9 protein-coding genes are annotated in these 11,931 nt (G+C 65.1%); 6 read left to right on the top strand and 3 right to left on the bottom strand.

From position 1 onward, the window contains the following. Nucleotides 1-481: 481 nt before the first annotated feature. On the bottom strand, nt 482-2,890 hold the full coding sequence (locus ASE91_RS00700; RefSeq protein ID WP_200911165.1) for a glycoside hydrolase family 3 N-terminal domain-containing protein: 2,409 nt from the start codon (nt 2,888-2,890) through the stop codon (nt 482-484). A 158-nt stretch (nt 2,891-3,048) separates the two neighbouring features. Here ASE91_RS00700 and ASE91_RS00695 point away from each other — a divergent pair, with 158 nt between their 5' ends. From ASE91_RS00695 to ASE91_RS00670, 6 genes are all read left to right on the top strand, one after another. Further along, on the top strand, nt 3,049-4,128 hold the full coding sequence (locus ASE91_RS00695) for a LacI family DNA-binding transcriptional regulator (RefSeq protein WP_056004009.1): 1,080 nt from the start codon (nt 3,049-3,051) through the stop codon (nt 4,126-4,128). A gap of 125 nt (nt 4,129-4,253) precedes the next feature. Beyond that, on the top strand, nt 4,254-5,663 hold the full coding sequence (locus ASE91_RS00690; protein ID WP_056621842.1) for a sugar porter family MFS transporter: 1,410 nt from the start codon (nt 4,254-4,256) through the stop codon (nt 5,661-5,663). A gap of 68 nt (nt 5,664-5,731) precedes the next feature. Next, nucleotides 5,732-7,510 (top strand): IlvD/Edd family dehydratase, encoded by a 1,779-nt coding sequence (locus ASE91_RS00685; RefSeq protein ID WP_056621805.1) that lies wholly within the window; start codon nt 5,732-5,734, stop codon nt 7,508-7,510. Between the two features lie 10 nt (nt 7,511-7,520). Next, nucleotides 7,521-8,660, top strand: coding sequence for a fumarylacetoacetate hydrolase family protein (locus ASE91_RS00680; protein WP_056621803.1), 1,140 nt, complete (start codon nt 7,521-7,523; stop codon nt 8,658-8,660). 22 nt (nt 8,661-8,682) lie between these two features. Beyond that, nucleotides 8,683-9,477 carry an SDR family NAD(P)-dependent oxidoreductase gene (locus ASE91_RS00675; RefSeq protein ID WP_056621801.1) on the top strand — a complete coding sequence of 265 codons (795 nt, stop codon included), beginning with the start codon at nt 8,683-8,685 and terminating at the stop codon, nt 9,475-9,477. 1 nt (nt 9,478) lies between these two features. Next, the gene (locus tag ASE91_RS00670; protein ID WP_056621799.1) at nt 9,479-10,369 is read left to right on the top strand and encodes an SMP-30/gluconolactonase/LRE family protein; all 891 of its coding nucleotides are present in this window, start codon (nt 9,479-9,481) and stop codon (nt 10,367-10,369) included. A 5-nt stretch (nt 10,370-10,374) separates the two neighbouring features. Here the strand turns inward: ASE91_RS00670 and ASE91_RS00665 are convergent, their stop codons facing one another. Together ASE91_RS00665 and ASE91_RS00660 are read right to left on the bottom strand one after the other, a co-directional pair. Continuing rightward, the gene (locus ASE91_RS00665) at nt 10,375-10,746 is read right to left on the bottom strand and encodes a MerC domain-containing protein (RefSeq protein ID WP_056621796.1); all 372 of its coding nucleotides are present in this window, start codon (nt 10,744-10,746) and stop codon (nt 10,375-10,377) included. Nucleotides 10,747-10,787: 41 nt separating this feature from the next. Next, nucleotides 10,788-11,810 (bottom strand): LacI family DNA-binding transcriptional regulator, encoded by a 1,023-nt coding sequence (locus ASE91_RS00660; RefSeq protein WP_056621794.1) that lies wholly within the window; start codon nt 11,808-11,810, stop codon nt 10,788-10,790. Between the last annotated feature and the right edge of the window lie 121 nt (nt 11,811-11,931).

Genomic DNA, 11,931 nt, shown 5'->3' with positions numbered 1-11,931 from the left:
GTCAGAGCCAGACCGGTTCATCGTCAACCCGATCCACCAGATGCCGGGACTAAACACCTAGGCCGTATGCCTCTTGGTCGACGTGGTTTGCGTCGACTGGCCATACTGAACAAGAAAGCGCCGTCGGCTTAAGCCGACGGCGTTTCGTTGTTCAAACCTGAAGCCAGTAGCGATCATACCGTAGCCCAGCGAGCGCAGCTTGAGCATTGTGTTGGCGGGAAGCCTTCGAGGGGTGACCCAATGCGGTTCCAAACGCTCTTACCGTTGCGTTCCCGAGCCTTTCGCACCAGGCGTTCAAGCTTGGCGAAAGATATTTTGATCGAATTTAGATCGGGGTTAGTGGGCTGCTGTACGCAAGCCTTGACCCGAGCGGCGTCTGCGCTTGGGTGACTGAACACATTATCGGCAGTCACCACGTCACCGTTACCCGCGTTACCCCGAAAAATTGCCGGGGTAACGCGGATGGCGGCAGCATTGGTGCTCAGCGAACCGTCAGGGTCGCCGTCTTCAGTGCCGTCGAGCTGTTGCCCGCACTGATCGTGAACGTGCCCGGTTCGACGACGCGGTGCATCGCGACGTTCCAGAAGGCGAGGTCCGACGGCTTCAGGTCGAACGTTACCGTCCGCTTTTCACCCGGCTGCAACGTCACGCGCTGGAAGTGTTTTAGTTCGAGTACCGGGCGGGTAACGGTCGCTTCGTCGTCGCGGACGTAAAGCTGGATGACCTCGTCACCGACGCGGCGGCCGGTGTTCGCGACATCAACCGACACGCGCACTGTGTCGTCGCGGCCGATCGTCGCCTTGGCAAGGCGCGGCGCACCGATGTCGAAGCTGGTATAGGACAGGCCATAACCGAACGGGTAGAGCGGGGCGGTGGTGTCGAACAGATACCCGCGCCGCGAGGTCGGCTTGTGGTTGTAGAAGATCGGCAGCTGGCCTTCGCTACGCGGGACCGATACCGGCAGCTTGCCGCCCGGATTGGCGCGACCGAGCACGACATCGGCGACGGCGTTGCCGGTTTCCTGTCCCAGATACCAGCCTTCGACGATCGCGGGGGCGTTCGCCTCCAGATAGGTCGCGGCGAGCGGGCCGCCGTTCAGCAGCACGACCACCACCGGCTTGCCGGTCGCGAACAGGCGGCGGGCCAGTTCGTTCTGCTCGCCGATCAGGTCGAGCTTCTGCCGGTCGCCGAGATGCGCGTCGGCCCATGCCTCACGGCTCAATTGTTCGTTTTGGCCCAACACCAGCAGGATGGTGTCGGCCTGCGCCGCCTTTCGCACCGCTTCCTCGATCAACGGGGCATTCTCGGCCGCCGGGACCAGTTCGACCTTGTCGGCCGCCCATTGCCGGCTGCGGGTCAGGCGAACACCTTCGGCATAATCGACCGAGAAGCGGCCCTGTGCGGCCTGCTGCATGCCCTCCAGCACGCTAACCACATGCTTGGGTACGTCCGAATAGCCGCCGATCGGGGTATCGCGGGCATGGGTGCCGACGACCAGCATCTTGCCGACCTTGGCCGGGTCGAGCGGCAGCAGGTTGTTGCGGTTCTTCAGCAGGACCATCGACCGGACGGCGGCTTCGCGAGCCAGCGCGATCGCGTCGGGCGTCGCGGTCTTGGCCTCGGCGGTGCGGGCATCGGCATAGGGGTTTTCGAACAGGCCCATCTGGAACTTCATGGTCAGGATGCGGCGGACGGCATTGTCGACCTGTTCCTGCGGGACCTGCCCCGACTTGACCATCGCTGCGAGGGTCGACCAGCCCTCCGCGTCGGGCAGTTCCATATCGACGCCGGCATCCAGCGCGCGGCGCCCGGCGGCGGCCATGTCGGTGCCGTACAGATGGTGGCGGACGTTCAGTTCCTTGATCGCGAAATAGTCGCTGACCACCGACCCCTTATACCCCCATTCGCGGCGCAGCACGTCGTCGAGCAGCCATTTGTTGGCGTGGCTGGGGATGCCGTCGATCTCGTTATACGACGCCATCACCGCCTGTACCGGCAGTTCCTTCACCGCGCGTTCGAACGGCGGGAAAAAGTTCTCGCGCAGCGTCCGCTCGGAGATATTGGCCGGGCCGACATTGGTCCCGTTCTCTGGCTGACCATGGCCGGTCATGTGCTTGAGCGTGACCATGACCTTGGTCGGCGCGAGGGGGAGGGTCGTGCCCTGGAACCCGCGAATCGCGGCAAGGCCCATTTCGCCGACGAGATGCGGGTCTTCGCCATAGGTTTCCTCGATCCGACCCCAACGCGGGTCCCGGGCGACGTCGACGACGGGAGCAAGGGCGAGGTTGGCACCACGGGCGCGCATTTCACGGGCGGCAACGCCGAAAACCCGCTCGACCAGCGCCGGGTCCCATGACGATGCCAGTGCGATCGACTGCGGAAAGCTGGTAGCCCCGCGCGCGACATAGCCGTGCAGTGCTTCCTCATGCATGATCATCGGGATGCCGAGCCGGGTCCGTTCGACCGCCCAGCGCTGTGCGGCGTTGATGTAGTCGGCAGTTTCCTGCGCGGTGCGGTTGACCGCGTCGGCGGCGACGCCGGCCGCGTTGTTGCTGGCGGTCACGCCGCGCTTGTCCGACGGGCGGGTGATCTGGCCGAGGCCGTCAGGAAAGACGCGTGATGCCTTCGCCGCCGAGAAATTGCCCTTCGCGTCCTGAATAGCGCCCTTCTTTTCCCAGACGCCGATCATCTGGGCGACCTTTTCCTCCAGCGTCATGCGGCGCAGCAGGTCCTCGACCCGGGCAGCAACCGGTTGCGACGCGTCCTTGTACAGCAGCCGTTCGGCCGATACCGGACGGTTGGGGCGGGTCTGTGCGACGAGGGTACCGGTCGCGGCGGTCGCCAGCAGACAGGCAAGCGCAAGGCGTACGGGCTTGGCGCGAAGGGTCAAGATCTCTCTCCCAGGACATTCGGCATCCGGTTCACCCGCCGCCGCTATTTGGTAGCGCTATCAGCTATCTTGCGTTGCGAAATTCGTCAACCGATCGTGCCAATTGCATTCATTCGTTCCGCGCCATAAGCCTTGCACCAAGGGAGCCGTTTTCATCCATGGAAAAGCCAAGTCGTCGTAGCGGTGGCAGCGTGACCGTGCAGGACGTCGCAAGGTTGGCGGGCGTATCGGCAATGACGGTTTCGCGCGTGGTCAATGGCGGCGTGAATGTTCGTCAGTCGACGCGCGAAGCGGTAATGGCGGCGATTGAGCAGCTTAACTATTGGCCCAACAGCGCCGCGCGAAGTCTGGCCGCCGGCGAGGCAGCGCAGATCGGATTACTCTACGCCAACCCGTCGCTCGCCTATCTGTCCAATTTCTTGATCGGCGCGCTGGAGGGTGCGCGCAAGGTAGGCTGTCATCTGGTTCTCGAACCGTGCGATGGCGACAGTGCCGAAGCACAGGCTGAGGGCGCGCGGCGCTTCGCATCGACGGCCGTGCAGGGGGTGATCCTGCCGCCGCCATTATCGGATTCCGTGCCAGTGCGAGACGAACTCGATGCGGCGGGCACGCCGTCGGTCGCGGTCGCGGTAGGCGTGGCGCAATCGGGGCGGTCGTCGGTGCGGATCGACGATTGCGCAGCAGCACGGGCAATGACCCAGCATCTGATCGACTTCGGCCATCGCCGTATCGGTTTCGTGCGCGGCGATCCCAACAACGGATCAAGCGCCGAGCGGTGGCGCGGCTTCGTCGCCGCCATCGAAGCAGCCGGCCTCGATCTGAACGACATGCCGGTCGAGCAGGGCTATTTCACCTTTCGATCGGGGATCGACGCCGGTGAGCGTCTGATCGATCGCGCCGACCGGCCAACCGCCATCTTTGCCTGCAACGACGACATGGCCGCGGCGGCGATCAGCGTCGCGCATCGGCGTGGGTTGCACGTCCCCGACGATCTCAGCATCGTCGGGTTCGACGATACGTCGCTGGCGACAACGACCTGGCCGGAAATAACCACGATTCGCCAGCCGATCGCGGCGATGGCGGAGGCCGCGGTCGAGATACTGTTGGGGCAACTGCGCGATCGTCGCATGGGTCAGGGGTCCGCCGCTGGCGAGGACCGCGTCCTTGACCATGAACTGATCGTACGCGAGTCGTCGGGGCCGGTGCCGGGGGTGGCCGTTCGTCCGGGAACGATATAGTGGCATTCACCGGCGTAAAAGGCGCCGGGCCGTTGTCGCGGACGCTTGCATTTGTCTTAATAATTCGCCACCGTTACCGCTAACACGCCGTTTCTAACTGCGGCGAGAAAATGGAGTGGATGGGGATGGTAGAGGCGACGGGGGAGCGCGTGAACATCGCGCTCGTCATCGCGATCGTCGCAGTGGCGACGATCGGGGGGCTGTTGTTCGGATATGACAGCGGTGCGGTCAACGGCACGCAGGAAGGGCTGAAGTCCGCCTTCAACCTGACTGAAAACGGCCTTGGCCTGACCGTCGGTTCGCTGCTGGTCGGTTGTTTCGTCGGCGCGTTCCTCGCTGGCAAGCTGGCCGACACGATGGGCCGGCGCAAGGTGATGATGCTGGCCGCGATCCTGTTCCTGGTCGGCGCGATCATTCAGGGTTTCAGCCATCTGCAGATCATCTTTATCGTCGCGCGGTTCATGGGCGGCATGGCGGTGGGTGCAGCGTCGGTGCTGTCGCCGGCGTATATCTCCGAAGTCGCCCCCGCCAATATCCGCGGGCGGATGACCACCATCCAGCAGATCATGATCATCACCGGCCTGACCGCTGCGTTCGTCGTGAACTATTATCTGGCTGGTGCCGCCGGTTCGTCGACCGCGATGTGGTGGGGCGGATACGAGGCGTGGCGCTGGATGTACTGGATGCAGGCGATTCCCGCCGCCGTATTCCTCGTCGCGCTGACCTTCATTCCCGAAAGCCCGCGCTTCCTGGTGCAGAAGGGACGGTTGGACGAAGCGCGCATCGTGTTGACCCGCCTGTTCGGACCGGCCGCCGCGCAAGTGAAGATCGGCGAGATCGCCGCAAGCTTCGACAAGGACCACAAGCCCCGGCTGTCCGACATCAAGGACCCGGCACGCGGCGGCATCCGCCCGATCGTATGGGCCGGGCTGTTGCTGGCGGTGTTCCAGCAGCTCGTCGGTATCAACGTGATCTTCTATTACGGCGCGACCCTGTGGCAGCTCGCGGGCTTTACCGAAGATCAGTCGCTTCAGATCAATATCGTGTCGGGTCTCGTCTCGATCGCGGCGTGTTTCGTCACCGTCGGACTGGTCGACAAGATCGGCCGCAAGCCGCTGTTGCTGATCGGATCGGCGGGCATGGCCGTCACGCTGTTCGCGCTCGTCTATTGTTTCCACAACGGTACGCTCGACGCGGCGGGCAAACTGCAACTGTCGGCCGGGCTGGGGACCACCGCGCTGATCGCCGCCAATCTGTACGTCGTCTTCTTCAACGTCAGCTGGGGCCCGATCATGTGGGTGATGCTGGGTGAGATGTTCCCCAACCAGATCCGTGGGTCGGCGCTGGCAGTGTGCGGGTTCGCGCAGTGGTTCGCGAACTTCGTCATCACCTGGACCTTCCCGGTGATGGCCGCCGGGCTGGGCCTGACCATCACCTACGGCTTCTACGCCACCTTCGCCGCGATCAGTTTCTTCCTCGTCCTGCGCTTCATTCAGGAAACGAACGGCAAGGAACTGGAGGAAATGCGGGGCTGAGCCCGGCCTTTTCCCGACCGTAACCCGCCCCTTGCGCTTTCAAGCGGAAGGGGCATCAGGAAGAACCGATGACCCGCACTCCCGTCCGTCCGTTCCGATCGCGCGAATGGTTCGCCGCACCCGGCCGGCTCGACATGGCCGCGCTCTATCTCGAGCGGTTCATGAACTATGGCATCACGCCAAAGGAACTGACCGGCGGGCGGCCGATCATCGGCATCGCCCAGTCGGGGTCCGACCTGACGCCATGCAACCGCATTCACCTCGAAACCGTCAAGCGCGTGAAGGCCGGGATCGAGGCGGCGGGCGGCATCCCGATGGAGTTCCCGACCCATCCGATCTTCGAGAATTGCCGCCGCCCGACCGCGGCGATCGACCGCAACCTCGCCTATCTCGGGTTGGTCGAGGTCCTGAACGGCTATCCGATCGACGCGGTGGTGCTGACCACCGGGTGCGACAAGACCACGCCATCGGCGATCATGGCGGCGTCGACCGTTGATATTCCTGCGATCGTCCTGTCGGGCGGACCGATGCTCGACGGCTGGCACGACGGCGATCTGGTCGGGTCGGGCACGGTCATTTGGCGCTCACGCCGCAGGCTGGCGGCGGGCGAGATCACCGAGGAAGAGTTTCTGGAGGCGGCGACCGCTTCGGCACCGTCGGCGGGCCATTGCAACACCATGGGCACCGCATCGACCATGAACGCCATCGCCGAAGGGCTGGGCATGTCATTGCCCGGCTGCGCGGCGATCCCGGCACCCTATCGCGAACGCGGACAGATCGCCTACGAGACCGGCCGACGGATCGTCGACATGGCCTATGACGACCTGCGCCCCTCGAAAATCCTGACGCGCCAGTCGTTCCTGAACGCGATCGCGCTCATCACCTCGATCGGCGGATCGTCGAACGCCCATCCGCACCTCCACGCGATGGCGCGCCATGCCGATATCGAGCTGAAGCCGTCCGACTGGATGGACTATGGCTATGACTTGCCGTTGCTGGTCGATGTACAGCCGGCCGGGCGCTTCCTTGGCGAACGCTTCCACCGCGCGGGTGGCGTGCCGGCGGTGCTGTCCGAACTGATCGCCGTGGGGAAGATCGACGGCAATGTCGCAACCGTCACCGGCCGAACGCTGGGCGAGAATGTCGTCAACCGCTTCGCCACCGACCGCGAGGTCATCCGACCCTACGACCAGCCGCTCAAGGAACAGGCCGGCTTCCTCGTCCTGTCGGGCAATCTATTCGACGTGGCGATCATGAAGACCAGCGTCATCAGCCCGGATTTTCGGGCGCGCTATCTGTCGCAGCCCGGCAATGAAGGCTGTTTCGAGGGGCGGGCGATCGTGTTCGACGGGTCGGACGATTATCACCACCGCATCGACGATCCGGCGCTCGACATCGACGAAAACTGCATCCTCGTCATTCGCGGCGCGGGCGTGATCGGCTGGCCGGGGTCGGCCGAGGTCACCAACATGCAACCGCCCGCCGCACTCCTGCAACGCGGTATCCAGAGCCTGCCGACGATCGGCGACGGGCGGCAGTCGGGGACGTCGGACAGCCCGTCGATCCTGAACGCTTCCCCCGAAAGCGCGGTCGGCGGGGGACTTGCGTGGCTGCGTACCGGCGACACCATCCGCATCGACCTGAACCATGGTCGCTGCGACATGCTGGTGACCGACGAAGAGATCGCGCGGCGCAAGGGCGACGGTATTCCCCCGGTCCCGGCCAGCCAGACGCCGTGGGAGGAAATCTACCGCGAGAAGGTCGGCCAGCTTGGTGACGGCGGCGTGCTCGACCTTGCATTGAAATATCGCCGGACGTCGGAAACGACGCCGCGCCACAATCACTGAGGAAACGGACATGAAGAGCGAACATGCCGCGCGGATGCTGCCGATGGATCATGACCGGGCGCTGCTGGTCGGGCGGATGCAACTGGCCGACGGCCCGACACCGGTGGTGGTGAAGGGGGGCAAGGTCATCGACGTATCGGCCCACGCCGCGACGGTCGCCGACCTGCTGGAACGGAGCGATATCGCGTCGCTCGACGGTCCGGTCGTGTGCGATGCGGCGGCGTTGGCCGATCCGGCGGGCGACCATCCGCCGATCCTGTCGCCGATCGACCTGCAATGCGTAAAGGCGGCGGGCGTGACCTTTGCCGTTTCCGCGCTGGAGCGGGTGATCGAGGAACGCGCGCGCGGCGATGCCGATGCGGCGCAGGGTATTCGCGGCGATCTGGAAGCGCGCATCGGCGGTGGCATCCGCTCGGTAAAGCCGGGTTCGTCCGAAGCCGCCGAACTGAAAGCCGCGCTGATCGACGCAGGCATGTGGTCGCAGTATCTCGAGGTCGCGATCGGCCCCGATGCCGAGGTGTTCACCAAGGCGCCGGTGCTGTCGACGATCGGATGGGGCGGCGATGTCGGTATCCGGTCGGACTCGTCGTGGAACAACCCGGAGCCGGAAATCGTCGTCGTCGCCACTAGCGACGGCAAGGCGGTCGGCGCGACGCTGGGCAACGACGTCAATCTGCGTGATTTCGAAGGCCGCTCGGCGCTGCTGCTCGGCAAGGCGAAGGACAATAACGCCTCGACCGGGATCGGCCCGTTCATCCGCCTGTTCGACGACCATTTCACGATGGATACGGTGCGCAACGCCGTGGTCGACCTGCGCATCGACGGTCCCGAAGGCTATGTCCTGACCGGCACCAGCACGATGCGCGAGATCAGCCGCGATCCCGAGGATCTGGTGCGGCAGGCTTTGTCCGAACATCAATATCCCGACGGCTTCGTCCTGTTCCTCGGCACGTTGTTCGCGCCGGTGCAGGACCGTGACGAACCGGGCCGAGGCTTCACCCACAAGCCGGGCGATGTCGTACGGATCTCGACCCCGTCGCTGGGCGAGCTGGCCAACACCGTCACCACGTCGAAGGCTGCCGATCCATGGAATTTCGGCATCCGAGACCTGATGCGCAACCTTGCGCGCCGCGGCCTGATCGCCGCCTGACACCTCTTTGCTGGAAGCACCCATGTCGCCTGACGATTTCGCCTACCCGATCGCGCCCGAAGCTCGCGCCTCGTTTCCCTCGCTTGGCAACAAGCGCGTGCTTATCACCGGCGGCGGGTCGGGGATCGGCGCGGGCGTGGTCGAGGGGTTCGTGCGGCAGGGCGCGCACGTCACCTTCTTCGACATTGCCGAAGCGGATTCGCTGCAGCTGATCGCGGAACTGGCGGACGTCGGTCCGATCCCGAAGTTCAAGCGGGTCGACCTTACCGATATCGCCGCGCTCAAGACGGCGATTGCCGATGCGATTGCCGAGGGTGGCGAATTCGACGTGCTGGTGAACAATGCTGCCAGCGACGATCGCCACACGATCGAGCAGGTCGACGAATCCTATTGGGACAACCGGATGGGCGTGAACCTGCGCCACCTGTTCTTCGCGGCACAGGCGGTGATCCCGGGCATGAAGGCGAAGGGCAAGGGCGTGATCGTCAACATGGGGTCGATCAGCTGGCATCTGGCGCTGGAGGAACTGACCCTCTACCAGACTGCCAAGGCCGCGATCGAGGGGCTCACCCGCAGTTTCGCGCGCGAACTGGGCGGCGACGGCATCCGCTCGGTCTGCGTCATTCCGGGCAATGTCCGCACGCCGCGCCAGCTGAAATGGTACACGCCCGAGGGCGAGGCCGAGATCGTGAAGGCGCAGTGCCTGAACGGGCGGCTGGTTGCAGGCGACATCGCTGCGATGATCCTGTTCCTTGCGTCCGACGATGCGCGGCTGGTAACCGGGCACAGCTTTTTCGTTGATGCAGGATGGCGATAGGATGACGAAGGTACAGAAGTCCGAACCGGTCAGCGTCTGGGATCTGTCGGCACCGTTGCTGGAAGGGCCGAACTGGGTCGACCGCGACAACGCGCTGTGGTTCGTCTGTATCAAGACGCCGCGCATCCACCGCTATGATCCGGCGAGCGGCGAGCGGCGCAGCTGGGCTGCGCCGGGACAGTGCGGGTTCGTGCTGCCCTCCGCCGATGGCAAGTTCATCGCCGGGCTGCAAAGCGGGTTGCACCGCTTCGATCCGACGACCGGCGCGTTTGCGTTGCTGGTCGGTCCGGAACCCAATCTGCCGGGCAACCGGTTGAACGACGCGACGGTCGCGCCGAACGGTCAGCTGTGGTTCGGGACAATGGACGATGGCGAGCGTGCTGCGACCGGTGCGATCTATCGCCTTGCGGCCGACGGCACCGCCATCGCGTCCAGCCCGCAGGTCGCGATCACCAACGGACCGGCGGTCAGCCCCGATGGCAGGACGCTGTATCACGTCGATACGCTGGGCGGGCATGTCTATGCCTGTACCGTCGCCGCAGACGGATCGCTGACCGACCGGCGACTGTTCGTGACGATCCCGAATGCCGAAGGCCATCCCGACGGACCGGCGGTCGATGCGGAGGGTTGCGTGTGGATCAGCCTGTACGGCGGCTGGGGCATCCGCCGGTATTCGTCCAAGGGCGAGTTGCTGGAAACGATCCGGCTGCCGGTCGACGCGGTCACCAAGGTCGCGTTCGGTGGACCCGATCGCAAGACGGTCTTCGCGACGACGGCCAACAAGCATCATGATGCGGATCAGGCCGCGGCGCAGCCGCTGGCGGGCAATCTGTTCCGCTTCGAGGTCGACGTGCCGGGCGTGGCCGGGCAGGAGATTTCGGTCGGAATCTGACCCGGTCAGGCGGTCCGCAGCCGTCGCCAGTTGCCGATATGCGCCATGGCGAGCGCGAGGCTGCCGGCGACGGTCAGCGCGGTTTCCGCACCGGGCATGCTGCCGAACGCCAGTCCGGCGGCAAGCCCGGCAAGGCCCACGCCGCCCAGCAGCAGCGGGACCACCGCGCCATGCGCCCGCCATCCGCCAACCAGTGCCAGTCCGCTGATCGGTATCGCGGTCAGCAGCAGCGCGAGATGCAGCCATTCCGACGACGGCAGACCGATCGTCGCCAGCGCGGGCAACAGCGCGAACAGGATCGGCAGGCCGATGCAATGGATCAGGCAGAGCAGGGACGCACCGATCGCGGCGCTGTCGAGAAAGGTCGAACGTTGCATGCCGACGCAAATGTGACTTTATATCATCGACCGCAAGGGGCTCAGGTCGATTTTCGAACGACCAGTTCGGGCGGCAATAGGGTGGGGGCGGTCGCGCGCCGGTCGATCTGCCGGATGAGCATTTCGACCAGCAATTCGCCGGCGCGGGCATAATCCTGTCGGATGGTGGTGAGCGGTGGCTGGGCCAGCGACGCGGCGGGAATATCATCGAAACCGACCAGCGCGACATCATCGGGAACGCTTCGCCCCGATTCCGCCAGCGCGCGGACCGCACCCAGCGCGATCATGTCCGACGCGGCAAAGATCGCGTCGAACGCGATGCCCCTCCCGATCAGCCGGCTGGCAGCGTCATAGCCCGACGCTTCGCTCGACAATGCGTCGACCTGCAACCCCGGATCGACGGGCAATCCGGCGTCCTGCAACGCAGCGGCAAGCCCGCGAAAACGGTCTCGCGACTCCGGATACCGGCTCGACGCATCGCCCAGAAACGCGATCCGCCGCCGCCCGCGCGCGATCAGGTGCCGGCCCGCATCATGCCCGCCAGCGAAATTGTCGCAGCCGATGACGGTGCCGGGATGCGCCGGATCGGCCGATCCCCAGCGCACGAAATGCGTGCCCTGCGCCGCCAACTGGTCGAGCCGCCGCGAATAATCGTCGAAATCGCCATAGCCGAGCAGGATCAGCCCATCCGCCTTGCGGCTATCCTCGTAATCGACGTGCCAGTCGGCCGAGAGGTGCTGGAACGAGGTGAGCAGGTCATAGCCGCGCGCCCCGCAGGTGTGCAGGATCGATCCCAGCATCGACAGGAAGAACGGGTTGATCCGCGATCCGTCGGGCGCAGGGTCCTCGAAGAACAGCAGCGCCAGCGTCGACGTACTGCCGCGCCGCAGTGCCGACGCGTTCTTGTCGACCTTGTAATTCAGCTGCGCGGCGATCGCCTCGATCCGCAGCCGCGTCGCGGCGCTGACCGTCCGGTCGCCGCGCAATGCCCGGCTGACGGTCGGCTGCGATACGCCGGCCAGCGCCGCGATATCGAAGGAGGTCGGCTTGTCGCCCGCCGGCATGACTGGTCCTTTGCGGCCGGTTGTCGGCCCGATCGATCGAGAGAAAGCACCGGTGTAGCGGTGCCGATCCGCCATCGGCAAGCATCGACTGAATACGTATGCTGTCCGCTTCCCAAGCGCG

Source organism: Sphingomonas sp. Leaf62 (assembly GCF_001421915.1).
In the GTDB taxonomy this organism is placed as follows: Bacteria; Pseudomonadota; Alphaproteobacteria; order Sphingomonadales; family Sphingomonadaceae; genus Sphingomonas.
The sequence above is the reverse complement of the archived record's forward strand: the minus strand, read 5'-3'. Positions and strand labels throughout refer to the sequence as shown.